Raw genomic sequence first — 23,421 nt, 5'->3', positions numbered from 1 at the left:
AGCCCATGCGACTGCTCTTCGATCGGTTCGATATGGGTGGCGATGTCGCCGTTGTCGAGGCTATTGGACTTCGTCGAGGGCGGCGAGGATGTCGGCGGGTTCGGCGCGGTGGGTGTAGTCAGTGTCGATGAAGGCCCAGCGGATGATGCCGTCGCGGTCGATGACGTAGGTGGCGGGCAGCGGCAGGGTGCGGGCGTGGCCGGAGTTGACGCGTTGCAGATCGAAGCCGAAGCGGTCGTAGAGCGCTGCCAGGTCGTCGGGCAGGTCGAAGGCGATGCCGAATTGCTTTGCCACGTCGGAGCCGATGTCGCTGAGCACGTCGAAGGTGAGTTGCTGCTTTTCGGTCAGCGACATGGACTCGTCGGGAATCTGGGGTGACACGGCCACCAGGCGCGCGCCGCGCGCGGTGATGTCGGTGTGGTGCTGTTCGAGCGCGCGTAACGCGAGGTTGCAGTACGGGCACCAGGCGCCGCGATAGAAGGTCAGCACGACAGGGCCGTCGGCCAGTAGCTCCGCGAGCTGCAATGCGCGGCCGGTGGCAGAGGGCAGGGTGAACTCCGGTGCCTGTGCGCCGACCGTGAGCGCTTGGTCGGTCAGACCGGATTCGGCGAGTCCGCTTGCGGCGCGGTCCATGACCTCGCGGATGTCGACGGGCCGTCCCTGACGGCTGTTCTCGTAGAACTCACGCAGTTCGGCGCGCAGACTCATGGCGTATGGCCTTTCGAAACAGGTATCTTGGAACGACTGTTCCATGATGTTCGGTGCGCTGCGAAAGAGTCAAGACATATCCTGAAATAGTCATTCCAAGAATCGGTGGGAGTGCTCGTGCCCGACGTCAAACACTTCGACCCGGACTCCGTGCTGGAGCGGGTGCAGTGGCTGTTCTGGCAGCACGGTGCGCCCGCGACATCGATCCAGGCCGTCGCCTCGGCCACCGGGCTCAACAGGTCGAGTCTGTATGCCACCTTCGGCGACAAAGGTGAGCTCTATCTCGCCGCGCTGCGCAGATACGTGGATCGCCAGGCGCGGCCCGCGCTCGAAGCGCTCGCCCGTGACGAGCGTGGTCTGCCCGCCGTCGAGGAATTCTTTGCCGGGCTGATCGAGGTGCGGTGCTCGGGCGTCCATGCCCGATGGGGCTGCATGATCGTCAACGCCCATACCGGCGTCGAACGCGCCGATCCGGCGGTCGCCGCACTGCTCGACGAGCGTTATCGGCTACTGCGCGACGCCCTGGCCGGTGCCCTCGCCGCGGCAGAGCGTCGCGGCCAGTTGCGGGTGGGTGTGTCGGTCTCCGATGCCGCCGACATGCTCGCCCTGCTGGCCTACGGCGTCAACCTGCGTTCGCGAGCCGGTGCTGGAGCGGAGGCGCTGCAGCGCACGGTCTCCTCGACCATCGGCACCCTCGCATCACGCACACGGGAACAGTGACGCGGCGGTTGATGTTTTCGTCCATTGCTCGGTGAACAGCCGGGAGATCTCGTCGAGGGCCGGGGTCAGTGGCTCGATCCGGTGGGTGACCAGCGCGTCTGGGTCGGTGGCTGCGACGGGGTGCCAGTACACGCCGTCCGCGGTGACGGTCACCTCGGGTATGAGGGTTTCGCGGTTCACCACGACCCCTTTTGTCGCGAGCCCTTGTGCGGCAATCGGCCGGATCACCTGGTCGTCGGCGGCGATGCCAAGTTGGTCGAGAAGGTCGTGGAATTCGCTCAGCTGACCCGGCGCGGGTGCGGTGACGGTGGCGGCGACGCGGACTCGGAAACCGAGCGACAAGGCCAGCCGGATGCCGTGTACGGCTTTGTGCCAGCTGCCGATGCCGCGATGTGCATCGTGCAGATCAGGGGTGGCGGAGTCGAGGCTGACCTGGAGGGCCAATCCGTTGCGCGGCAACGATTCTAGTGCCCGCAGTCCGCGGCCCTTGAACACCATCGCGTTGGTGAGCACCGTGGTGGGTAGCGTGTTCACGCAGTAGCGCACGATCTCGTCGATGTCGGGGAGCAGGAACGGTTCGCCGCCGGTGAGGTACAGCTCTCGCACGCCCCAGGCCGCGGCCTCGGTGACCAGTCGAGCGATCCGTTCGGGCCCGAGTTCGCGGCGTGGCGCGTGCGGTGACGATGCGACGCAGCAGTAGTCGCAGGCGAGGTTGCAGTGGAAGTTGGTGTAGAGCCACAACCTCGCGCCGGGCATCCGATCCGCAGGCACGACGATGCTCGGGTCCTGGGTGCGGCCGCGTCGCACGGTGAGGGTTCCGGTCTCGTGTTCGTCGACGTCGGCGCGCACAACGGTGTTCCCGGTTCGTGCGCACCAGCGTTCGGCGAGGTCGCGATCGGCGGCCGAGCGGATCGGTACCTCGGCGAGGGTGCCGTCGGCGAGACCCGCCATCGCGCGCATCAGGTCGAGGATCACCATCGCGGGTAAATGCCCTGTTCCGCGACTGCGGCGAACAGTGGCTTATAGCCGTCCAGGTGCGGCCGCACCCACTGCCGCAGACCTTCGAGCTCCAGAATCTTGCGATGCTCGGCGATATTCCAGTCCATCGCCAGCAGCCGGTCCCGCCAGGGCCTGTATCGCTGTTCGGGCAAGGTGTCCAACGCGGTGAACATGCAGTGGCAGTAGCCCTCTGTCTGCCAGGCCATCTCCAGCGAGCCGGCCATCAGTTCTTGCGAGCCCATCGCATGCCACGTCGAGATCCCGACCGCGGCCACGTCGGCCTCGCCCGCCAGGACGGCGCCGACGGCGTCGAGTTCGCTGCGGCCGGTGTCGCCGTGCTTACCGATATCGGTGTCGAAGCGGGTCACCTGCATGTCCGATGCCGAAACACCCGCGCGGGCAAGGTAATACAGCGGCAGGATGGCGGCATGCGCGGAATCGGCGGACCCGAGCGCGAGCCGCTGACCGGCCAGCGCCGCCGCACCGCGCAGTCCGCTCCCGGTCGGCGCGAGGAAGACCGTGGTGTAGTCGACATCGGTGTCGCGCTGCGCGATCGCGGTGCAATGACCACCGGTTTGCAGCATCGCGCGCACATACGCGAGGTTGGTGTTCCATGCGATGTCGATGTGCCCGGCGATCAGCGCGTTCACCAAGCGGCCGTAATTGGAATACAGCACGAAATCCATCTCGCCGTCCGAACCGCGGAAGTAGTCGCGGATGCCCTCCCAGATCGGTACCACGTTCGGTGTGTAGGCGACCGCCCCCACCATCAATTGATCAGCCATGACCCAATCCTTTCCAGAGCAATCTCTAGAACAAGGGCAGCCCGGTGACGGCTCTGCCGTAGAAGTCGTAGAGCGCGTCCGCGGTCGGCGCCATGACCGACCCAGCCCGCGCGTCCCGGAATGCCCGTTCGATCGGCAGGTGTTTGGAGAACGCGGCGCCGCCGCATACCCGCATCGCCGATTCGGTGATGGCTAGCGCCGCGTCGTTGGCCGACGCCTTGACGCCGAGTACGTGGGTCAGCGTGTTGTCGTCCGGTGCAGTGACGCTGTCAGCGGCCGACCGTAGATACGCTCGCTGGGCCGCCAGCGCGATCCCGGTGCGGGCGATCTGCCCGCGGATCGTCGGTAACTGGGCCAGTGATTCGCCGAGATGTTCCAGGCGCGCCCCGCCGACGTGGATAAGCGCCGCGGCGTGCGCGCTGCCCGCCAGTCCCAGCGACACCGCCGCGTTGCCGAGGTTGAACCACGGCAATACGGTCTCCATCATCGACGCGAACCCGCTTGCCACCGCGCCGAGCCGCTGCGCCGCTGGGATCTCGACGTCGACGGTCATCGGAGCGGACGCGTTACCGCGCAGCCCGAGGCCCGCGTAATGCCCGTCCACGCTGAGTCCGTCCGTCCCGGCCGTCATCGCGTACAAGTCGACCTCACCGCCGATACCGGACACCGAACCGCAGGAGACGACGTAGACGTCGGCATATCCGGCGGACGTCACGAAACTCTTGTCCGCCTTGATGCGAACCGCGTCACCGACGGTGGCGGAGGTCGAGACGGGCGCCCAGAAATGCGATCGCGAACCCTTCTCACTGAAGGCCAACGTGCCCAACGCTGTTCCATTCGCCAAGGCGGGCACGAGATCTGGCGATCCGGCGGGCGGCGCGGCGGCGACGGTGACCGCCGCGGACACGTGCATCAGATAGATCATCGCGGTCGAGCCGCACGCGGCAGCGAGTTCCCCGACCACTTCGGTGAACTCCACCGGCCCAGCACCCAGTCCGCCGACCTCGGCCGGTAACACCAAACCCAACAGGCCGCTTTCGCGCAGTGCGGCGACGGACGCGACGGGGAACACGCCCTCGGCGTCGACCCGTTCGGCATGTTGCGCCGCGACGTCGACAACTGGTTTCACCAACGGGGGAAGGTCCATCACGATCCTTTCATCAGGCGGCCGGTGACCGCAGACACGACGGCGGCGCAGACGAAAATGGCGGCGCTGGACCCCGTCGCACCGAGCCAACTGTCTGCGCGGCCCAACTGGACATAGATCGATACCGCGGCGGCCGCGGCCAATACGGCCCCGGCCCAGGCCATGAGACCTCGACCCAGGACCGCGCCGACAACCAACAGCGCCGCGACCGCCAGCAGCACAACGGCGCCGATCAGGTTGTAATTGCCGAGCGAGAACTCGAGTGACTGAATCCCAACGAGCGAGCCGAGCGGAGCGCGCGCGGCCTTACCGATGTCGCCGATCAGCGCGATCACGCCGACCACCGCGAGCACCACGCCCCAGCCCGTGAGCAGCCGGGACGCGCCGCCGCGGTCGGCGCGGACGGCGTCGACCGCGGCGAACTGTCCCGACGGTGTCAGCAGCAGCACGAGATGGATGGCGACCAACATCGCATAGGCCCACGGCCACTCGCCCGGTGCTTCGGCGACCGACAGACCGATCGCGACCGACTGGCCGACCCCGAGGAGGGCGGCGACCCGGACCGCGGTGCCGGTCAGCAGCAACACCGCCAACGCCGTCTCGATGATCAGCGTCAGCCAGCCGAATCCGGTGAAATTCCGCAGCACGACATGCTCGATCACCCAGCTGAACGGCGCGAATACGGGGTGGTCCACGGCCAACCGGGTGAAGTGATACAAACCGCTGTTGTTGTTTTCGCCGAAGTCGGGCGGGATCTTCCACACCACGTTGTACAGCCAGATGAGCCCGGCGAGGATGCGCAGGCCACTCACCGCAAGACCGCTCACCCGAGCCGGGGGCGGCGCGGTCGTGAACAGAACCTGAGCCACAGGTAGCCGACGATGCGTAGTCATTGGTGCCCAGTTTCCTCGGACCGGCACCTGCGTTTCGTCGAACGAGCGCCGACGTCACCGATTCGTCACTATTTCGGCCCGGCGAGCATCGTCGAACTGGCCGATGCTGTGATGGTGCGGTGGATGCCGATGTCTATCCGTTGTTGGCTGCCAAGAACTACTCGGCGCCGTCGGTGTTCGAGCCCACGAACCTGCTGCGGGAGGCGCGCCGTCAGCGCGGCCTTCCCGATGTCGAGGTGCCGACCGTAGGTTTGCTCGATCCGGACGGCGACATCGTGCGTTACCTCGCCGCCAGTGGTCGCGGCCGCCGATATCCCGGGTGGGCCTGCTATCACACCGAGATGTGGACCGTGGATCTCGACGGCATCGAGATCGGGGTTGTCGGAATGGCTGTCGGCGCACCGTTCGCCGTCCTTGTCGCCGAGCAACTCGCCGCGTCCGGAGCCGAACTCGTCCTCAGCATCACCTCGGCAGGCCAGATCTCGGCAATAGATGAGCTGCCCTGCTTCGTGCTCATCGACCGGGCGCTGCGCGATGAGGGCACCAGCGCCCACTATCTACCGCCGGGGCGCTGGAGCCGGCTCGACGACAAGTTGCGTCGGCGGCTGGTCGGGGCCTTCGACCATCTGCCCGAGCCGGTGTGGACGGGCTCGTCCTGGACCACTGATGCGCCCTACCGCGAGACCGCGTCCGCGATCGAGGCGGCCGAACAGCACAACATCGCGTGCGTGGAAATGGAAGCTGCCGCCCTCTACGCCTACGCGGCCGCACGCGATCGGAAGGTGGTCTGCTTCGCCCACATCACCAACACAATGGCCACCGCAGATGTGGACTTCGAAAAAGGCGTCGACAACGGTGTACACGACGCCCTCGCCGTCGCCCGCTCCGCCGCAGCCGCACTGAGCTGATTACCCGAACCTCGGCTCCGACGAGCGCGTCTGTCCGCGAAGATCCCGGTGCCGTCTCTGGCTGACCGGGGTGGGTGGTGTTTCTGTCGGAGTCACTCGGCGCGATGTGCGTACTGCATCAGTGGCGATTTGCCAGCAACCGATGCTCGGAATGCGAGCCGCCCATGGTCCGGCCGAACGCGAAGGGATGCATCTGGGGTTGCCGGGGTTGATTCGTACGTTCCAGAACCAGAGTGATCTTCGGAATGTGACGGTTTCAGCCTGGAGTGGCACCGCGTCCGCCGCGTTGCAGGAAGATCTGTTCGGTTTCGGTCGGTGCGAGTGCGGCGGCGCGGCGGTAGGCGATCTGGGCGTAGTGGTTACGGCCGAGCCGGGAGAGCAGATCGGCGCGGGTGGCATGGAATGGGTAGTAGTTGTCCAGCGGCAATTCTTCGATCACGTCCAATGCCGCGAGCGGCCGTGTAGTTCGGCGACCGCGATGGCGCGGTTGAGGGCGATTACTGGTGTGGGTGCGATGGCGAGCAGTTGGTCGTAGAGCATGAGAATCCGGGCCCAGTCGGTGGTTTCGATGTTCGCTGCCTCGGCGTCCACAGCACTGATCGCGGGCTGTAGCTGGTACGGGCCGAGTTGGCCACGGCGCAGGCAGGCGCGGATGATGGCCTGTCCATCGGCGATCATGGCCTGGTCCCATGTGGTGCGGTCCTGTTCGCCGAGCAGCACGAGTGAGCCGTCGGGTCGCGTGCGTGACGCTTGGCGCGATTCGGTCAACAGCAGTAGCGCCAGGACTGCTGCATCTGCTCGGGCGTCATCGGCTCCCGGACCTCGCCGTCGACACAATGTGTGGAAAATAGGTACTTCGTCATGGCGAAGCTCCTGACTTGCGGGGCGGGCATTCCCCACCCTCACCAAGCTACGAACAGCATCCCCCAAAATCGACACGGTGTGATCACTCGACCGGAAATACGTCACGGCCAGCGGTCCGGTTCCCGCCCGGCATGCACGTGCCTGATTACGGGCGCGGTGAGTCCGAGGCGAACTTATCGTGGGCGGTCGCGGATCCGGGTGAGCGCTGCGAGGATCCGATCCTCGGTCGGCACATCCAGGCGGCAAGCCGCTGTGGTGGTCGGGGGTGGTTCCATGACATCGGCGCCGTCGATGAGGATGGTCGGGGAGGGGTAGTTCCCGATCCGCTGGTGGATCGCGATGTCGAGGCCGAGTTGGTCGAGGCAGCTGTGGAGCAGTTCGAGCGCGGCGGGCGCGTTGGGGCAGTCGGGGACGGTGAGTACTTCGATGGTGGTCATCGTTCGGTCACCTCGGTTTCTGGGCGACGATGAGGGTGTAGCCGATCAGCTGGTCGGTGACCGCTTGTCGGACCGCCCACAGGTAACGCGTTGCTGTCGCCGGGTTGAGTCCGGATTCGGTCAGCCGGTCGGGCGTGGTGATGCGCAATAGTGCCAGCCGCGCGTCGATGTGGTCGACCATCCTGGTCACTGCGTGGTCGTGGTTCTCGAGGGTCGTGACCGTTAGTCCGGCGTCGGTCAGTAGGTCGATGTAGTCGGAGGCCGGACGGGCGTCGGCGATGCAGGCGATATGCGAGGCGAGATCGGTCAGTTCGGGCGGTAGACCGGATTCGGCGACGGTGACATCGGTGATGCCGACCCGGCCACCGGGGCTCAGCACGCGCGCGAATTCTGTTGCGGCGCAGGTCTTATCCGGGAACAGGCATAACGCGCACTCGCAGACGATCGCATGAAAGGTGCTGTCGGGTAACGGAATCGATTCGGCGTCACCGACGTGGAAACGGACGCGCGCGCTCAGGCCGGCCGTGTCGGTCGCGGCGCGGGCGGTGGCGAGGGTGGTCGCGGCGAGATCGATACCGTCTACGTCAGCGCCGTATTCGGTCGCCAGCAGTCGTGCGGTCGTGCCGGGGCCACAGGCGGTGTCGAGGACGCGGTGGCCGGGGTGCAGGTCGAGGCGGTCGGCGAGGCGGCGGGTCAGCGAGAGGCCACCCGGGTGGTAGGAGTCCCCGAGCAGCAGCGCGACGACATCGCGCGAATACGCGTCCGCACAACAGGATTTAACGACATCGGCCCCATGCCGGGGCGCTGCCACCACCTCGTGGTCACTGCGGGCGGTCATGGCTGTCCACCTCGGGCACCGCGCGAGCACCGATATTAGTCCGGTCGGCAGCGATCGGTGTCGACGGTGTGGTGCCGTTGCGGGCGATCATGGATCCGTGTGCTGATCGGGTGAGCAGGGGTTGCAGTTCGGTTGCGTTGGGGACGAGGTCCGGTGTTGTGGTGCCGGTCATTTGGGCGCGGACTTGTTCGCGGTAGCCGACGCTGTTGTAGGCGCAGAACGGGATGAGTCGCCCGTCGGGGGTGATCTCCTCGACGCAGCATTTCATCAGTTGTTTGACGTTGAGGGTGTAGGGGTCGAGAAAGTCTTGTACCACGATCATGAACGCTCGGTCGGCGAGTTCGCGGGCGGCTTCGGGTAGGTCGATTCCGCAGCCGCCCGGCCCGCACACCATCGCCTCGGCAGCGCGCACGAGTTTCTCATCGGTGGTCGCGGTGCCCACCGAAGCCGAAGCGCTCCATAGCTTTTCGAGTGCTTCGCGCACATCGTAGTCGGGCACGACCCGGTTGGAGACATAGTCGAGGTAGTCCTGGACAGGTACCAGCCGCGGTATCGGGATGACGGTGTAGTCGAATTCGCCGGGTGTGCCGTCGATGATCAGGTAGGTGATCGATCGGCAGGTGGGAAAGCAGCACGGCACCGGGAAGAAGTCGGCCGGGGTGAACCATTGCGGTAGTTGTTCGGCGATGGCCGCAATGACGTCGGGGTTGGTCATCCGTTGCAGCGGATCGAATTCCAGGTGGCGACCGGAGTGGGTCACCGGCTGGAACGCGATCGCCCGGACCGCGGGATGCGCAAGCCCGTGGGAGATGATGGCGCCGATCTCGTGGGTGTTGACATCGCGTTCGATGGCGGCGGCCAAGGTCACGGTCAGCCCGGCGGCGGCGCAATTGTCCAGTGCGCGTTGTTTGATCGCGCGCAGGTCGCGGCCGCGGATGTGCAGGTGTGTCTGTTCCTCGAGCCCATCGAACTGCAGGTAGATGTTGACCACCTTGCCGCCTCGCCCGTTGCGTTGCGCCAACGCGTTGACGAAGTTCTTGTCGGAGGCGAGCCGGATGCCGTTGGTGTTGATGGTGACGGTGCGGATCGGGCTGGCTTGGGCCAGGTCGATGAAGTCGAGGAGGTGTTTGTGGATGGTCGGCTCTCCGCCGGAGAACATCACCACCTCCGGTTCACCCTCTGCGGCAACGAAAGCGTCGATCATGCGCTGACACTGTTCGTGGGTGATCGAATAGCCGTCGGGTTGATGGCCGGAGTCAGCGAAACAGATCGGGCAGTCCAGGTTGCAGCTGGTGTTGACCTCGATCAACCCGAGGCAGGCGTGCTGCTTGTGGTCGGGGCACAGGCCGCAGTCCGAGGGGCAGCCGTCACGGATCTCGGTTTGGAACTCCAACGGTAGGGTGCCGGGTTTGTTGAACCGGGCCGCGTCCAAATATGCGGGGGCGTCGCTGTACACCAAAGCCTCGAACCAGCCGTGCTCGCGGCAGCGTTTACCCAGGTACACCTTGTTGTCGCGGATGTTGACCTGTGCATCGACAACCACCTTGCACACCGGGCAGATGCTCTTGGTGTACTCGACGAACACCTCGTCGCGATCCTGCTTCGCTTCGGTCACTGGCCGCCTCCGCTACCGGTCATGCTCCACATGATGCCCACCTCACCAGGGATTACTGCGGAAGAGTGCGAAAGTGTCAGGTCGCCGACAGACATCGGACTTCCGATGAGCCGGTCGAATGTGGTCAGGGCAGCGCCTGTCGCGGTCGTTGGTCGTTGGTGGGCGGGTTCTCGATGTGATCTGCGGTGGGTTCGGGGCGTTGCCATGGCCAGCGGCCCTCGAGTTCGACTTCCAGGGAGAAGCTGAGGAATGTTCGTACCGCGACGATCATGGCGAGGACGCCGACGCTGGTGTAGGTCGGCGAGATCGCCACGGTGCGGCGAGCTTGTCTTCACCGGCGATCGGCCGGTTCAGTGGCGGCGCGGCCGACACCCGGGGGAAGCACACGCGGCGTGCGCGTTTCGGTATCGGCACGTGTTCGTCGCTGTGATGGCAGATCTCGAACGCTCGATCAGCTCGGCGGAGTGGTCGGGGAAGCGAATGGTCTGCGAACAGGTCGCGGCGATGCTGTCATCGTGCTGACAGTCGTGCCGCCGCGCGGGGCATATGGGGGCATATGGGGGTTTCCTACGGGTGACGCTATATCGGGAATTGGGAAAGGAAATCTTGCTATGGCTACCGCAGCTTCGGAGGGTACGTATTCGTCGACAAAGATCAGCGCGCGCGGGCTCGGGGTCGCCGCGGCGTGGGGTGCCGGGGCAGGTGTCGTCGCCTCGGTGGTGATGGCCATGTACGCGATGATCGCGGCCTGGACCTATCAGGACACCGGCTTCTTTACGCCGCTCTATCACATCGCGGCCACCTTCATCGCCCCGGACACGATGATGACCTCGATGCACAACGCCATGACCGGGGACGCGTTCACCTTCTCGTTCGGTCCCGCGGTTCTCGGCGCGGCGGTCCACATGATGACCGGCGCTATGTACGGGGCGATCTTCGCGGTCGGCGCTCGGCTGGCCCACCAGAGCGGCCTGGTGCTCGTGGCGGCGGGCGTGGTGTGGGGATTGATCGTCTACGCGATCAGCCGATGGATCGGACTGCCTTTGGCGGCATCACTGTTCGGTGGTGACGACCCGATCCGCAACATGGCCAGCATTGTCGGCAACGGCACCTTCGTAACCGAACATCTGCTGTTCGGCGCGGCTTTGGGTGTGCTCCTGATGCTCGCTCGGTTCGGTCGGCGGTAGACCCGACGGGCGCCCGCGGTTGCCGGGCGTTCTCTGTCATCGCGCTGACATTTCCACCGCCTCAGTGCGGTCGCGGTGGGTTCACTTGGGCGTTCAGGGTCTTGGTGACCTCGCGTGCATAGGAAGGTAGCGGCCATGGCAGTCCCGGTTTCCTCCGCGACATGGTCCCGTAGGAGCGAAGCGGTGGCGATGTTCGTGTGGGGCTACACGATTCGCACCGCGCTGCCGACCGCGCTCTTGGTGGGCACGATTTTGTCGGTGGTGAACCAGGGCATGGTCGTCGCTGACGGGCAGGCAACGGTCGGCACGTGGCTGCGGGTCGCGGTGAACTATGTTGTGCCGTTCCTGGTTGCCAGCGTCGGGTACCTGTCGGCCCGCCGTGCGCCGGGCAGATCAGCGGCGCGGCGAAGGTCAGCCAAGTGCCTGCGGTGACTGCCGCGCCGGTCGGGTTTGTGCCGACCAGCGACATGGCACGGCACCGCACACGCCCCGGGTAGGTGTGCCGCGCTGGCGGGAGCCGATTGTCGGGTCGCTGACACTGTTGGCTGCCCGAGCGCGTCGTGCGGGTTGAATCAGGATGTCGCCGTTTGCGCCTGTGTCGTGTTCGCCATAGATTCGGAGGTCATACCGTGAAACTTGCCCGCATATTGGTGCCGTTGCTCACCGCCGCCGTGCTCGCCGTCGGCTGCGGCAATTCCGGCGACAACGCGGACTCCTCGACATCGACGTCGGGGACTATTGCGGCGGCAGCGAGCCCGGCGCCCGGTGCGTCGATGGTGCCGGAGCAGCTTCGGTTTACCGCGAAAACCATTGACGGTAACGAGTTCTCGGGTGCGAGCCTGGCCGGGAAGCCGGTGGTGCTGTGGTTCTGGGCGCCGTGGTGTCCGACCTGTCAGCGGGAAGCGCCCGGGATTGCGCAGGCCGCGCACGCCCATCCCGATGTGAGTTTCGTCGGGGTCGCCGCCTTGGATCAGGTTCCGGCGATGCAGCAGTTCGTGTCGAAATATGATCTGGGGTTCTTCCCCAACCTGGCCGATGTCGACGGTTCGGTGTGGCAGCGGTTCGGTGTGACCGCGCAACCGGCCTTCGCGTTCCTCGGCAAGAACGGGAGCGTTGAGGTGGTGCGGGGGACATTGCCCGACGCGGAGCTGACCTCCCGCATCGACACGATCAGAGGCTGACGGTTACCTGATGGACAGTGGGACACTGGGATTCGCGTTGGCGGCGGGGCTGGTCGCCGGGCTGAACCCGTGCGGGTTCGCGCTGCTACCCGGATATCTGACGCTGGTTGTCCTCGGCGAGGACACAACCGCGCGCGGCCGGTCCACGGCGGTCGGGCGGGCGTTGGTGGCCACTGTCGCGATGGCCGCCGGGTTCCTGCTCGTGTTCGGCATATTCGGACTTGTCATTGCGCCGCTGACGTTTTCGGTCCAACGGTACCTGCCCGCGGTGACCGTAATAATCGGGTTGGCGTTGGTGATGCTGGGCGGATGGCTGCTGACCGGACGCGACATCACCCTAATGGGAGCTACCGGGTCGGTCGGTAGGGCAGACTCGGTGCCGGTAGCCCCGGCAGGTGAGCACTTACGCACCCTGAGCTTCGAGTTCTTGTGTCAGACCGTGCCCCTGCCGGTGGCCGGGAGCGAAACAACTTATGGGATGTCGTGCCCACCAACACCTTTGGTGTGAGCACTGGTCCATTAGGGCGCTGGGTCTCCCGTCGGCTGCTGATGACCGAACCGGCAGATTCAGGAGCACACGATGCTGTTCGTCGGAGACGACTGGGCCGAAGATCACCATGACGTGGAGGTGCAGGACGAACAAGGCAAGACCCTGAAGGCAGCCAGGCTACCCGAGGGCGTCGAGGGCATGACCCGGCTGCATGAGCTGATCGCCCGGTTCCTGCCACAGGATTCCGATCCCGGGCAGGTGCTGGTGTGCATCGAGACCGACCGCGGCACGTGGGTGCGGGCGCTGGTCGCGGCCGGCTACCAGGTGTACGGGGTCAACCCGAAAACCGCTGCCCGTCATCGGGAACTGCTGTCGCTGTCGGGCGCCAAGGACGACAAGGCCGACGCGAAGACCCTGGCCGACATGCTGCGCACCCGCCGCCACCAGCTGCGTCAGGTCGCCGCCGATTCCGACGAGGCCGCGGCGGTCAAGGTCGCCGCCCGCGCGCATCAGACGTTGATCTGGGAACGCACCCGGCACATGCTGCGGCTGCGCACGGCGCTGCGCGAGTACTTCCCGGCGGCACTCGAGGCCTACAAGCCGCTCGGGCTCGCCGGTGCCGACACCCTCGAACTGCTGGGCAAGGCCGCCGATCCCGCCACTGCGGCACGGTTGACGATCGGCCAGATCACTACCGCGCTCAAGCGGGCACGACGCCGCGATATCCCCGCCAAGGCCGCCGCGATCCAGGCGGCGCTGCGCGGTGAGCACCTGGGCCAGGCCGAGATCGTGGCCGGCGCCTACGCGGCATCGGTCCGCGCGACGGTCGCGGTCCTGCGCACCCTCAACGAGCAGGTCAAGATCCTCGAGGGCGAGGTGGGGTCGTGTTTTGGCCGGCACCCGGACGCTGAGGTCTACCTCAGCCAACCCGGCATGGGCGTGATCACCGGCGCCCGGGTGCTTGCCGAGTTCGGCGACGCCGATGGCCGTTACGCCGACGCCAAATCCCGCAAGAACTACGCCGGCACCGCCCCGATCACCCGCCAGTCCGGCAAGACCAAAACCGTCCACGCCCGGTTCGTCCACAACGATCGGCTCGTCGACGCCCTGCACATGCAGGCCGGTGCGGCGATCCTGCACGACCCCGGAGCGCGCGCCTACTACGACGAGCTACGAGCCCGCGACATGAACTACAACGCCGCTCTCCGCCAGCTCGGCAACCGGCTCGTCGGCATCCTGCACGGCTGCCTGAAAACCAAGACTCCCTACAGCCAGCAAGCGGCCTGGTCACACCGCTACCAGCACCTCGCAGCTTGAATTTCCTTGACACCCAAGCTCCTGGGATGTCTGATACTGCCGAAACTCGGGCGCGGAGCTCCGACGGCTCGGCTGGGTTCGATGTTCGGCTACGGCGTGGCTTATGCGATCGCGTCGCTGTCGTGCACGATCGGCCCGTTCCTGGCCGTCACCAGCACCACATTTCGTGGTGGGTCGGATACTCGGCGGCATCGCCGCCTATCTCGCCTACGGCGCGGGGATGGCGCTGCTGGTCGGTGTGCTCGCGGTCGCTGTCGCCCTGGCGGGCGCCACGGTGGGCGCCGGACTGCGCAGGCTGCTGCCGTATTTCACCCGGATCGGCGGGACTCTGCTGGTGCTGACGGGTGCGTATGTGGCCTATTACGGTGTCTACGAGCTGCGACTGTATTTCGCCGACGGCAGCGCGAACGATCCGATCATCGAGGCAGCGGGCCGAATCCAGCAAGCACTCGCGGACTGGGTAAACGCCATCGGAGTGGGACCGCTGCTGATTGTGCTCGCCGCACTGGTGGCGGCCGGTGCGGGCCTGGGCTGGCGCTGGTCACGCCGCAGATCGGCGCAGCTGCGTCGATCGACCATGCCGCGCTGAATGTTCAGCCGCCGCTGCCGATTCGGCGGGCCGCGGCGAGTACCTCTGTGGTCGGCGGGTAGTCGCCGAGGTGCGCCCGCGATGCAGCATCCGCACGGTGCGGTCCTTGCCGATGATCACCAGACCGGGCGCCTGCAGCGGGTGGTCGGTGATGCGGCCTTGGCGGGCGCGTCGCGCGGCGGACAGGTATTTCCACCAGGTCCGCGGGTCGAGCATCCGCCACCACGCGATGTGATGGACATCGACCGCTTGATAGAGGGTGTGGTCCGGGTCGAGCAGCAGCGGGAAACCGATACCTTCGTCCATCAAGTGCCGGGCCTGATAGTCCGCGGCACCGCCGACGCCCACCACAGCCACACCGGCCGCCTCCAGCTCCGGCCGTAGCTGGTCGAGCTGCTCCAGATACGCCCTGCACGGCATGCATCCGTAGTAGCGGACCTTCGGGACGACCAGCGGCGACCCCAGCAGGGTGTCCAGGTCGACGGGGTTGCCGTCGACATCGCGCAGATCGACCTCGCCGATCCGGTCACCGATTCCGGTGAGTTGCTTGAGCTGTTTCATCGTGTCCCTTGTGAGCGATCATTCGGTGTTGCCGACCTACCGGGATGCAGCCTGGCTGCCGTTACACCTCGACCACTTGTGAGTCGGCTCGCTGCTCATGCGAAGGTGCCCAGCCACGTCGTGACCGCATACAGCACCGCGTAAGTCCCGACCGCGATCGCGAGCACCGTGAGCAGCTTCCTTCGGCGATGGCGCAGTCCGTCGATATTGCACTGGCGTTGGCGGCGCAGCGATATCCAGATCAAGGCCGCCAGCACGGCCAGCCCGCCCAGGCGAAACCACCAGGCATAGTTGTCGTAGAGGTTGTTGGCCCACGCGAATGCTGTTGCGGCGCTGATGATCCCCAGCATCGCCAGCACGGTCGGGCCGACGCAGCACAGGATCCCGACGAGTCCGCCGGTGATGCCGATCCGCCACACCGGCAGCCGGTCGGTGCTGACCTGGGCGGCCGGCTGGTTCGCGGGCTCGGCTACGCGTCCAGCGAGACGGCGCTCGTTCACTGTTTGCCGCTCAGCCAGGCGGGCAGCCGGTCGGCCAATCCGGGCCGTTCACCTTCGGGTTCGCCTTCGATGCGTACCCCGTTCCAGAACGCCACATGGTTCTTGATCCGCCGTGCCAGCGGGCTCGGCCTCGGGTAGTACCAGGCGGCGTCCGGGTTGACCTCGTCGTCCATCGTCAGCGTGTAGTACCGGGCGAGTCCCTTCCAGGGGCACACCGATTTGGTGGCGCTGTCGAGGAAGAACTCGCGACGAAGCGAGTCGGGTGGAAAGTAGTGGTTGCCCTCGACTCGCACCGTCCGCGGCGCCTCGGCAACGACGGTTCCGTTCCACACTGCGCGGATCATGAATGACCTCCTCGATGTTTGTGCCATCGGTATCCAGTGCACACCGCCGATGCCATCGGCGCGGGTCAACTGTCAGCACGCTGACAGCGTCTACCCACTCGCAGCGGCGGGCGGCCTCACAGTCGAATGATCAGGACCTCAGCCGGTACGCCAAGTGATCGCAGCGGAATGGGGTGGCGCTCGGATGCGGGGTCAACGGCAGACAGGTGGGCGGGGTGTACGGCCGTACCCGAAGAATTGAGCGGCGGCCTGCTGAATCGCGGTCGACCAGGTCGGGTAGGCGTGCGTGGTCTGGGCCAGGCGCCCGGTGAACATGGCGGTCCGCATCGCCAGCGCCGGTTCGTGGATCATTTCCCCGGCGCGTTCGGCCACAATGGTTGCGCCGAGAACCCTTCCGCCACAGGCATTTCCGAGTAGCCGTCGGGGACCGGCGATCAGCTTGACGAAACCGTCGGCGCGGTGGGCGGTGATCGCTTGATCCACCTCCGTCATCGGCAGATACGCCACTCGCGCCCGCGAATCCAGGACATCGGATTCGATGACACCAACCGTGGCGATCTCCGGATCGGTGAACACCACCCAGGGGATGGCGGCGGGATCGAACGACGGTCTGCGCCACCGCCGAAACACAGCGCCCACCGCCACGCGACCCATCTCATAGGCGGAATGGGTGAACGGCGACAGCCCGGTCACATCACCGGCGGCGAACACGCCGCGCGCCGTCGTGGCGAGGTGTCGGTCGACTTTGATGAAACCTCCTGCACCAGTGCGGATTCCGGCGGCTTCGAGACCCAACTGCGTGGTGTCTGGTCGGCGGCCAGTTGCCACCAGGAGGCGGTGCGCGAGGACCTCGGATCCGGCGTCGGTGCGCAGCACTACCTTGTCATGATCACCGGTGACCGATGTGACGGTGACGCCCGTGTGCACCGGGATGCCCTCGCGAGCGAAGACTTCGGTCATGACCGCCGATGCTTCCGGGTCCACGCCCGGCAACAGCCGAGGCGCGGACTCGAGCACCGTGATGGTGACACCGAGGCGCGAGAACGCCTGGGCCAGCTCACATCCCACCGGACCGCCACCGAGCACGACCAGCGATTCCAGCGGATCAGTACCGTTGAACACCGTGTCGCTCGTCAGATATGGGATGTCGGCGAGTCCGTCGGTCCGCGGCACCGCGGGCACGGTCCCGGTTGCGATCACAACGCGGCCCGCGCGTATCGGGCGCCCATCGACCTCGACGGTATCGGCGCCAGTGAACCGGGCGTGCCCCCGCATAACGTCGACACCGCGTCCGCGCAGCACATCCGCGGTCTCGGTGGCCGCGATCCGGCGCACCGTCGCCTGTACTCGGGCCATCGCGTCCGGGAACGACAGCCCTTGCGCCGCGGCCTCGATCAGGGTCTTCGACGGCACACACCCGGTGAAGGTGCAATCTCCGCCGATCTCACCCTCGGCGACCAGCAGGGTGCGTACACCGGCACGCATTGCGGCCTCGGTGGCAGCGAGGCCGGCGGAACCACCCCCGATCACCAGCACGTCGTAGTCCATGTGGTCAGCAAAGCAGCTCGAGGCATGCGATCGTGCGTAGCTGTCAGGGCGGTGACACTTCTGCGGTGCCCGTGGTCGAAGTGGTCAGGCGACGGCTTCCAGAGGTATGTGGTCGACAACTGGCTTATTCAGCCAGCAGTGTCATGTGGCAGACATTCACCGGCTCTGCCCGATGGGGGAGGCGTTGGGTGGAGGTCGATTCGATCAGGAGGTGGTCTGGGTGAAGCAGGCAGTGTGGAACGGTGCGGTGCTCGCTGAGGCGATGCGACCCGTCAAAGTGGAAGGCAACGACTACTTCCCGGCGGAGTCGCTGCGCCGTGAGTATTTCCGGGACAGTGCGAAAAACGACGCGGTGTCCTTGGAAAGGTACGGCGCACTACTACACGGTGACTGTCGAGGGCCGAACCAACCCGGATGCCGCGTGGTACTATCCGCAACCCAGCACCGCAGCCTCGAAAATCCGTGACCACGTGGCCTTTTGGCGCGGAGTGGAGATCCGGAACGTCGATGCGGGGACCAGCCCGGCTACTGACAGGCAGGGGCAGCCGCACCGCTCGTGGTGGCGGCGGTGGTTCGGTGGAGCATGAGACGGGCGGTGTGACCCTCGCCCGCGGGGACGGGCGAGTGACCAGGGTGGGCGTATCGATCGTGTTCGCAGCACTGTGGATCGCCTTGGCTCTGTCGCAGCCGACAACGACCTATCACGTCGCACCACTATTAGTGGTGGCGGCGTGGCCGACTGCACGTCGGCTCCGGAAGGGTGCCCCGTTGTCGTCGCTGAGCGTTGTGATTTCTGTGGTCGGTGGCGTGGCGGTCGCTTCGGCCGCCACCGTTGTGCTGGCAGCGCGACATGCGCTGGCCGGACCAACCGTGACTGGCTCCGGCAGTGCGCTGGTTGAAATCCTGATCGTGATCGGCGCGGGAGCCGTCTCGGGGCTCGCGGCCGGGCTCTGGCGGCGAGGCAGCTGACGCGGGTGTCGACCATCGGATCCGGAAACTGGGTGTTCGGGATCGCTCCGCCGCCCCGGGAGGTCGCTGCGCGGTCCAACACAGCCGCTGACGAACACGGGAAGGCGCGCCTCATGCGCGGCTACTGCCCGGTGATCCCCAGGAGGTTGCGGGCACCGGCCGCGAAGGCGTCCGGGTCCTCGATCTGTAGGTAGTGACCAAGGCCCGATAGTTCGATAACCGGGGCGGCAGGGCGTAGGGTTCGCAGGCCGTCGAGCACTGCTGTGGTGGCGACGGGATCCGCTGTGCCCCACAGGAAGCCCAGTGGTTTGTGCCAGTCGCGGACCGCCCCGTGCCAGCGGTCGGCGTAGGTCACCCGCTCGTCCAGATATGCGATGAGCAGGTGCGCGATCCTGTGCCCGCCCGCGTGCGAGAGCAACGCCCACTGTGCCGCGGCCTCCTCCGCGGTGAGCGGATGCTGTGCCGAAAACAGTTTCGAGAGCTCGCGAGTGAATACCACCCGGTTGGCCAGCCGTGCCGCGATCGAGCCGAGCGGGCCACGCAGGATCTTCTGGATCGGCCGCAGTGTCGCCTTCTCCAGGATCACGCTCCCGTTGCTGAGCACGCCACGTGCGAGCGGAAACGATAGCGAGCCTTCGAGATCGCGTGCGAGCAGTTCGGTGGCGACGGAGGTGCCCATATCGTGCGCGAGCACAACGATCGGCCCCGCAGCGGTGACGGTGAGAACCTCTTCGACGGTGTCGGCATGCTCGAACAGGCTGTACCGGTGCGGGCGCGGCTTATCCGAGAGCCCGAAACCGAGGAAGTCCAGCGCGATCCACGCCCGGCCCCCGAGCCGATCGACGATCCGACGGAAATCGTAAGAGCTCGACGGGTATCCGTGCAGCAACAGCACCGTCGGTCCGGCACCGGGGCCCGATCGTACGAACACCGATCCGGCACGGCATCGCACCATCCCTCCGCCGTCGCGCCAATCCTGAACCTCGTGTGGCATCACGGCACGGACACTACGGTTCTGGCTCGGCAGGGGCGCAACAGTGTCAGTCGACTGACATTCACACATGGTTTCGAGCCGGATCCGCGTTGCACTGGTTAGCCGAGCGCGAGGTTCGCTGCCGGAACCGAGGAGGTAGGGGGTGACCGTCACCAGCAACGCCGACTCGAGCGAAACCCGCGATGATCGGCGACCGCCGACCGAAATCCCGTCCGGTATCCCCGCGGAAGGGACGGTGACCGTGGCCGAAACGGGCGCTGGGCGCTACGCGCAGCGGATCACTGTCGGAATCCACATTCTGGCGGCCGACGAACCACGACCGGTTGGCAGCGACACCGGTCCCGCACCGTATGACCTGCTGCTGGCCGCTCTCGGGGCCTGCACGTCGATGACCATCCGCATGTACGCCGAACTGGGCTGGCCACTCGACCACGTCCGAGTCGAGCTGCGGCACAACCGGATTCATGCCGAGGACTGTGCCGTTTGCACCACCACCGCTGGATACATCGACCGTATCGAACGCGACATCACCCTGTCCGGCGACCTTGATGCCGAACAACGCGACCGGCTGATGCAGATCGCGGAACGGTGCCCGGTGCACCGGATGCTGCACGGCGAGATCAACATAACCACGACACAGCGGTGGCCGCGGAGGAGAACACAATGACCGAGCTGAATACGACGGTCCCAGTGGTCGAGGTGTACTGGCGGCCCGGCTGCCCGTACTGCCGGGTGCTGCTGCGCCCACTGCGTCGCACCGACCTACGACTGAAGGAGATCAACATTTGGGAGAACCCGGAGGCCGCGGCGCGGGTGCGGTCCGTCGCGGGCGGCAACGAAACCGTGCCGACCGTGTTCGTCGGAGATCGCGCGATGGTCAATCCCAGCGTCCGCCAGGTACTCGAAGCGGTCTGCGGCCAGGCACCGACTGGGCACTGGTGGAACCGGCGGAAACACTGAAATTCATGCACCAGAACCTGTATTCCGTTGCCCGGCAAATGCATAAGCCGCCGCTTCACTCCTCGACGTCCATGGCACCAGCAGGACGATTGCGTGCGTCACCACCAGGCCGATCCCGGCGGACGATATAGATCATCATCGCCACATATCGACGGCGCCGAACCTGGTCATACGGCCGGAAACCGCTGGAGATGTGACAGGATCGGCAGATATGGACGCGAGGATAGGTCCGATCGGTTCCGCCCTGCGAATGCTGGGCGGTGGTGATCGCGGCCTCGACATGCAGGTCCAACAAGCCGCATGGGTGGCCCGCTGCGTGGGGCGCGGCGAACGCGCCCCATTGCTGCCAGCCGACCTGACCGCGCTCGCCGACACGCTGCAAACCCAGCCGATACCCAACGGTGGAGTCGTGTTCGCGGCCGGCCAGCCATCGACAGGGGTGTGGATCGTGCGGCAGGGCCGCATCGAACTGTCCGTCGGGTCCGGCCACAAACGCGCCGTGGTCCACGTATTGCGGCCCGGCGACGTCGACGGCGACATCGAGTTGCTGCTGGACATGCCGCTGCCCTACACCGCCCGAGCCCTGACCGACTCGGTGTGCCTGTTCCTAACCCGCGCCGACTTCGAATCCCTGACCATCGGCCATCCCACCATCGCACGGCGCTGGCTGTCATCAGTGGCAGGGCGGCTCGCGACCAGCCAGATGCGCATCGTCGGGCTGCTCGGACGCAGCCTGCCAGCCCAGGTCGCCCAGCTGCTGCTGGACGAACAGACCGACGGCACGGTCGAGCTGGCGCAGCGCACGATGTCGGCGATGCTCGGGGTGCAGCGGCCATCACTGAACAAGATCCTCAAAGAATTCGAACGCGACCACCTGATCGCCATCCGCTACGCGGCGGTAGAGATACTCGACCCCACCAAACTCGCCCGCGTCGCCGCGTGACGGCCTTCGACCCAGAACAGGGGGAGCGGGTGTGAACGAGGTCGCCGTTCGTCCGAAATGCTGGTGGCTCAGTAGGGGAGTGGCTCGTGCGGCGTCGGCGGTGGAGTCGCAGGGAGCGTTCTGGCGGTGCTGTTGAATACGCATTCTTCGCGCATTCCGGACCATTCCCCAAGCTGCTGGGTGAAGGAATGATTGGTGGCATGGCGATAGGTGTTGCGGAGTTGCTGAGCGGACACGAGGCTGCGGGCCGGTATCTGGATGTAGGTGGGGTTCGGACGTTTGTCCGGGAGGAAGGCGCGGGTGCGCCGGTGGTGTTGGTGCATGGGGTTCCGGTGTCCAGTTACCTGTGGCGACGGGTGCTGCCGGAGCTGGCGGCGCGCGGGTTGCGTGGTATCGCCCCGGATCTGCCGGGGCTCGGATTGTCTGCGCGGCCGATGGATTTCGACTACACGTGGACGGGTTTGGGGCGGCATCTGGCGGCGACGCTCGACGAGCTGGGCTTGGACCAGTTCCATCTGGTGGTGCACGATATCGGCGGCCCGGTGGGGTTCGAGGTCGCCGCGGTGGCGCCGGAACGGATCGCGTCGTTGACGGTGTTGGACACAATCGTGGCGGCCGACTCCTTCCGTAAGCCGTGGTCGATGGCGCCGTTCGCGATCCCGGGTTTGGATCGCCTGTGGCTGGCGAGCGGGCGCGGGCCCGTGTTCCGGATGTTGATGCGATCGATCGGGCTGGTGCGAGGGTCGTCGACCACGGCGGCCGAAATCGGTGTGCACCGTGCACTGTTGACGCGAGGCGACGGTGGCCATGCGTTCCTGCGGATCATGCACTCGTTCGAGACCACTCCGGAAAAGACTGCCATCTACCGGAGGGTGGTGGCCGCCGACGGATATCCGGTGCAGGTTGTCTGGGCGCGCGACGATCCGGCGCTCACCTTTGACCGTCACGGTCGCATCGCCGCTGAGGCCGCCGGGCTGCCCGGCCCCGATGTCGTGCCGGGCAGGCATTTCTTTCCCGAGGACAGCGCACCGCAGATTGCCGAGCGGATCGCGGGAATCGTCGCCCGCGCCGATGGGTCCACGATCTGAATGCCACCCCGGCAGCGTTCTCGATGCGACCCACCCAACCCGGCCGAGCTGGGCAGCTGCACGCGATCAGTGACAGCGTGCTGCCGGAACCGGAAAGGTGCCGCGCTGTCGCTGAGTCAAAGACGCACATGGCGATGGCCGAGGTCGTTATGTGATTCCTACGTCCACGGCCCGGGGTGAGCGACGATGACGGTCGATACCACCTCCCACACCGTCTCGAGGTGGCCCGTAGCCACCCGGCCTGCGCGCTGGGCGCGAGTTGGATTGTCGCCGCGACCGTGCGGCCCGTGATCGATCGGAGGCAACGATGACCAGAATGGCGGGCACGGCTCGGAGGTTGACCATCTTCATCGGTGAAGACGACACCTGGCATCACAAACCGCTGTTCACTGAGATCGTGCACCGCGCTCACCGCGCGGGTCTTGCCGGTGCGAGCGTGTTCCGCGGCGTCGAGGGATACGGCGCGACCTCGCATATCCACACCTCCCGCTTGCTCTCCCTCAGCGAAGACATGCCGGTGGCGATCGTAATCGTGGACGCCGCCGACCGGATTCGCGAATTCCTGCCCCAGCTCGACGAATTGGTCACCGAGGGTCTGGTCATCCTCGACGACGTCGAAGTCATCCGCTACGTCGGACGAGAACACAAACGCTGAACCGGTTAGCGGGTCCGCCTGGACGGCCTGATTCGCAGGCGTCGAGACCTCGGCGATCCGGCGTGAGTCTGCGCACACACCACACCCGTTCGATCGAGGTCCAGCTACCCTCACGTAATGCGGCGGTGGGGCTCGCCGCTCCGAGATCGGAACAACCGCGGCACATCGCGCCGCCAACAGT

General features: G+C 66.2%; 29 protein-coding genes and 3 pseudogenes. 16 read left to right on the top strand and 16 right to left on the bottom strand.

The genetic code is table 11. The features are described from left to right. Positions 1-60: 60 nt before the first annotated feature. Complete coding sequence (locus ACV7NQ_RS47435) at positions 61-708, bottom strand: peroxiredoxin-like family protein (protein ID WP_463365461.1); 648 nt, start codon at positions 706-708, stop codon at positions 61-63. Positions 709-825: 117 nt separating this feature from the next. Between ACV7NQ_RS47435 and ACV7NQ_RS47430 the strand changes: the two genes are divergently transcribed. After that, complete coding sequence (locus tag ACV7NQ_RS47430; protein WP_463365460.1) at positions 826-1,428, top strand: TetR/AcrR family transcriptional regulator; 603 nt, start codon at positions 826-828, stop codon at positions 1,426-1,428. Here the strand turns inward: ACV7NQ_RS47430 and ACV7NQ_RS47425 are convergent. Genes ACV7NQ_RS47425 through ACV7NQ_RS47410 form a run of 4 tightly spaced genes read right to left on the bottom strand, consistent with a single transcriptional unit; the run spans position 1,408 to position 5,252 of the window. After that, positions 1,408-2,406 (bottom strand): Rv1681 family radical SAM protein, encoded by a 999-nt coding sequence (locus ACV7NQ_RS47425; protein ID WP_463365459.1) that lies wholly within the window; start codon positions 2,404-2,406, stop codon positions 1,408-1,410. The genes ACV7NQ_RS47430 and ACV7NQ_RS47425 overlap by 21 nt on opposite strands. Further along, positions 2,400-3,212: an Rv1680 family SBP-like protein gene (locus ACV7NQ_RS47420; RefSeq protein WP_463365458.1), complete on the bottom strand. Its 813-nt coding sequence runs from the start codon at positions 3,210-3,212 to the stop codon at positions 2,400-2,402. The genes ACV7NQ_RS47425 and ACV7NQ_RS47420 overlap by 7 nt, the downstream gene beginning before the upstream one ends. A gap of 25 nt (positions 3,213-3,237) precedes the next feature. Next, the gene (gene fadE16 / locus ACV7NQ_RS47415) at positions 3,238-4,359 is read right to left on the bottom strand and encodes an Rv1679 family acyl-CoA dehydrogenase (protein ID WP_463366084.1); all 1,122 of its coding nucleotides are present in this window, start codon (positions 4,357-4,359) and stop codon (positions 3,238-3,240) included. Then, positions 4,359-5,252 (bottom strand): Rv1678 family membrane protein, encoded by an 894-nt coding sequence (locus ACV7NQ_RS47410; protein ID WP_463365457.1) that lies wholly within the window; start codon positions 5,250-5,252, stop codon positions 4,359-4,361. The genes fadE16 and ACV7NQ_RS47410 overlap by 1 nt, the downstream gene beginning before the upstream one ends. 119 nt (positions 5,253-5,371) lie before the next feature. Here ACV7NQ_RS47410 and ACV7NQ_RS47405 point away from each other — a divergent pair, with 119 nt between their 5' ends. Next, a complete protein-coding gene (locus ACV7NQ_RS47405; protein WP_463365456.1) occupies positions 5,372-6,160 on the top strand; it encodes a nucleoside phosphorylase in 789 nt (262 codons plus the stop codon). Positions 6,161-6,416: 256 nt separating this feature from the next. On the opposite strand, the gene ACV7NQ_RS47400 is transcribed toward ACV7NQ_RS47405, so the two are convergent. The 6 genes and pseudogenes from ACV7NQ_RS47400 to ACV7NQ_RS47375 all read right to left on the bottom strand — a co-directional run. Continuing rightward, complete coding sequence (locus ACV7NQ_RS47400) at positions 6,417-6,599, bottom strand: hypothetical protein (protein ID WP_463365455.1); 183 nt, start codon at positions 6,597-6,599, stop codon at positions 6,417-6,419. Then, the gene (locus tag ACV7NQ_RS47395; RefSeq protein WP_463366083.1) at positions 6,596-7,060 is read right to left on the bottom strand and encodes a DUF6596 domain-containing protein; all 465 of its coding nucleotides are present in this window, start codon (positions 7,058-7,060) and stop codon (positions 6,596-6,598) included. The genes ACV7NQ_RS47400 and ACV7NQ_RS47395 overlap by 4 nt, the downstream gene beginning before the upstream one ends. 137 nt (positions 7,061-7,197) lie before the next feature. Further along, a complete protein-coding gene (locus tag ACV7NQ_RS47390; protein WP_463365454.1) occupies positions 7,198-7,461 on the bottom strand; it encodes an alkylmercury lyase in 264 nt (87 codons plus the stop codon). Between the two features lie 7 nt (positions 7,462-7,468). Beyond that, complete coding sequence (locus ACV7NQ_RS47385) at positions 7,469-8,299, bottom strand: class I SAM-dependent methyltransferase (RefSeq protein WP_463365453.1); 831 nt, start codon at positions 8,297-8,299, stop codon at positions 7,469-7,471. Next, the gene (locus ACV7NQ_RS47380; RefSeq protein ID WP_463365452.1) at positions 8,283-9,914 is read right to left on the bottom strand and encodes a radical SAM protein; all 1,632 of its coding nucleotides are present in this window, start codon (positions 9,912-9,914) and stop codon (positions 8,283-8,285) included. Before ACV7NQ_RS47380 ends, ACV7NQ_RS47385 begins: the two co-directional genes overlap by 17 nt. A gap of 187 nt (positions 9,915-10,101) precedes the next feature. Then, positions 10,102-10,233, bottom strand: a pseudogene (locus tag ACV7NQ_RS47375) (DUF1622 domain-containing protein); the annotation flags it as partial. A 292-nt stretch (positions 10,234-10,525) separates the two neighbouring features. On the opposite strand from ACV7NQ_RS47375, the gene ACV7NQ_RS47370 reads away from it, so the two are divergent. From ACV7NQ_RS47370 to ACV7NQ_RS47345, 6 genes and pseudogenes are all read left to right on the top strand, one after another. Then, a complete protein-coding gene (locus tag ACV7NQ_RS47370) occupies positions 10,526-11,101 on the top strand; it encodes a hypothetical protein (protein WP_463365451.1) in 576 nt (191 codons plus the stop codon). Positions 11,102-11,290: 189 nt separating this feature from the next. Continuing rightward, positions 11,291-11,533, top strand: a complete 243-nt coding sequence (gene nrtS, locus ACV7NQ_RS47365) for a nitrate/nitrite transporter NrtS (RefSeq protein WP_463366082.1) — start codon at positions 11,291-11,293, stop codon at positions 11,531-11,533. 197 nt (positions 11,534-11,730) lie between these two features. Then, a complete protein-coding gene (locus tag ACV7NQ_RS47360; RefSeq protein ID WP_463365450.1) occupies positions 11,731-12,282 on the top strand; it encodes a protein disulfide oxidoreductase in 552 nt (183 codons plus the stop codon). 10 nt (positions 12,283-12,292) lie between these two features. Beyond that, a pseudogene (locus ACV7NQ_RS47355) lies at positions 12,293-12,625 on the top strand (cytochrome c biogenesis CcdA family protein); the annotation flags it as partial. A 237-nt stretch (positions 12,626-12,862) separates the two neighbouring features. Further along, the gene (locus tag ACV7NQ_RS47350) at positions 12,863-14,089 is read left to right on the top strand and encodes an IS110 family RNA-guided transposase (RefSeq protein WP_463363901.1); all 1,227 of its coding nucleotides are present in this window, start codon (positions 12,863-12,865) and stop codon (positions 14,087-14,089) included. Between the two features lie 30 nt (positions 14,090-14,119). Beyond that, a pseudogene (locus tag ACV7NQ_RS47345) lies at positions 14,120-14,678 on the top strand (cytochrome c biogenesis protein CcdA); the annotation flags it as partial. Here ACV7NQ_RS47345 and ACV7NQ_RS47340 read toward each other — a convergent pair. The 4 genes from ACV7NQ_RS47340 to ACV7NQ_RS47325 form a co-directional block, all read right to left on the bottom strand. Continuing rightward, positions 14,631-15,239 (bottom strand): redoxin domain-containing protein, encoded by a 609-nt coding sequence (locus ACV7NQ_RS47340; protein WP_463365449.1) that lies wholly within the window; start codon positions 15,237-15,239, stop codon positions 14,631-14,633. The pseudogene ACV7NQ_RS47345 and the gene ACV7NQ_RS47340 sit on opposite strands and share 48 nt — an antisense overlap. Positions 15,240-15,334: 95 nt before the next feature. Then, positions 15,335-15,739 carry a hypothetical protein gene (locus ACV7NQ_RS47335; protein WP_463365448.1) on the bottom strand — a complete coding sequence of 135 codons (405 nt, stop codon included), beginning with the start codon at positions 15,737-15,739 and terminating at the stop codon, positions 15,335-15,337. Beyond that, positions 15,736-16,083, bottom strand: a complete 348-nt coding sequence (locus tag ACV7NQ_RS47330) for a DUF427 domain-containing protein (RefSeq protein WP_463365447.1) — start codon at positions 16,081-16,083, stop codon at positions 15,736-15,738. Before ACV7NQ_RS47330 ends, ACV7NQ_RS47335 begins: the two co-directional genes overlap by 4 nt. A gap of 192 nt (positions 16,084-16,275) precedes the next feature. Further along, entirely contained in the window at positions 16,276-17,631 is a 1,356-nt protein-coding gene (locus ACV7NQ_RS47325) for a dihydrolipoyl dehydrogenase family protein (protein WP_463365446.1), read from the bottom strand. A 220-nt stretch (positions 17,632-17,851) separates the two neighbouring features. Here ACV7NQ_RS47325 and ACV7NQ_RS47320 point away from each other — a divergent pair, with 220 nt between their 5' ends. The 3 genes from ACV7NQ_RS47320 to ACV7NQ_RS47310 are packed head-to-tail and all read left to right on the top strand — an operon-like array spanning position 17,852 to position 18,600. Then, complete coding sequence (locus ACV7NQ_RS47320; RefSeq protein ID WP_463366081.1) at positions 17,852-18,097, top strand: DUF427 domain-containing protein; 246 nt, start codon at positions 17,852-17,854, stop codon at positions 18,095-18,097. Beyond that, positions 18,018-18,218: a DUF427 domain-containing protein gene (locus ACV7NQ_RS47315; protein WP_463365445.1), complete on the top strand. Its 201-nt coding sequence runs from the start codon at positions 18,018-18,020 to the stop codon at positions 18,216-18,218. Before ACV7NQ_RS47320 ends, ACV7NQ_RS47315 begins: the two co-directional genes overlap by 80 nt. Then, complete coding sequence (locus ACV7NQ_RS47310; RefSeq protein WP_463365444.1) at positions 18,208-18,600, top strand: hypothetical protein; 393 nt, start codon at positions 18,208-18,210, stop codon at positions 18,598-18,600. The genes ACV7NQ_RS47315 and ACV7NQ_RS47310 overlap by 11 nt, the downstream gene beginning before the upstream one ends. 121 nt (positions 18,601-18,721) lie before the next feature. On the opposite strand, the gene ACV7NQ_RS47305 is transcribed toward ACV7NQ_RS47310, so the two are convergent. After that, positions 18,722-19,594: an alpha/beta fold hydrolase gene (locus ACV7NQ_RS47305; RefSeq protein WP_463365443.1), complete on the bottom strand. Its 873-nt coding sequence runs from the start codon at positions 19,592-19,594 to the stop codon at positions 18,722-18,724. Between the two features lie 142 nt (positions 19,595-19,736). Here ACV7NQ_RS47305 and ACV7NQ_RS47300 point away from each other — a divergent pair, with 142 nt between their 5' ends. The 5 genes from ACV7NQ_RS47300 (at position 19,737) to ACV7NQ_RS47280 (ending at position 23,240) form a co-directional block, all read left to right on the top strand. Continuing rightward, positions 19,737-20,261 carry an OsmC family protein gene (locus tag ACV7NQ_RS47300; protein ID WP_463365442.1) on the top strand — a complete coding sequence of 175 codons (525 nt, stop codon included), beginning with the start codon at positions 19,737-19,739 and terminating at the stop codon, positions 20,259-20,261. After that, positions 20,258-20,554: a glutaredoxin domain-containing protein gene (locus ACV7NQ_RS47295; protein WP_463365441.1), complete on the top strand. Its 297-nt coding sequence runs from the start codon at positions 20,258-20,260 to the stop codon at positions 20,552-20,554. The genes ACV7NQ_RS47300 and ACV7NQ_RS47295 overlap by 4 nt, the downstream gene beginning before the upstream one ends. 211 nt (positions 20,555-20,765) lie before the next feature. After that, a complete protein-coding gene (locus ACV7NQ_RS47290; RefSeq protein ID WP_463365440.1) occupies positions 20,766-21,497 on the top strand; it encodes a Crp/Fnr family transcriptional regulator in 732 nt (243 codons plus the stop codon). Positions 21,498-21,697: 200 nt separating this feature from the next. Next, positions 21,698-22,585, top strand: a complete 888-nt coding sequence (locus tag ACV7NQ_RS47285) for an alpha/beta fold hydrolase (protein ID WP_463365439.1) — start codon at positions 21,698-21,700, stop codon at positions 22,583-22,585. 307 nt (positions 22,586-22,892) lie between these two features. Beyond that, a complete protein-coding gene (locus ACV7NQ_RS47280) occupies positions 22,893-23,240 on the top strand; it encodes a DUF190 domain-containing protein (RefSeq protein WP_463365438.1) in 348 nt (115 codons plus the stop codon). Positions 23,241-23,421: the final 181 nt, after the last annotated feature.

The sequence above is a fragment of the Nocardia sp. Tas62D01 genome, from assembly GCF_055232035.1.
Note: the sequence above shows the minus strand (reverse complement) of the source record. Positions and strands in the feature narration are given on the sequence as shown.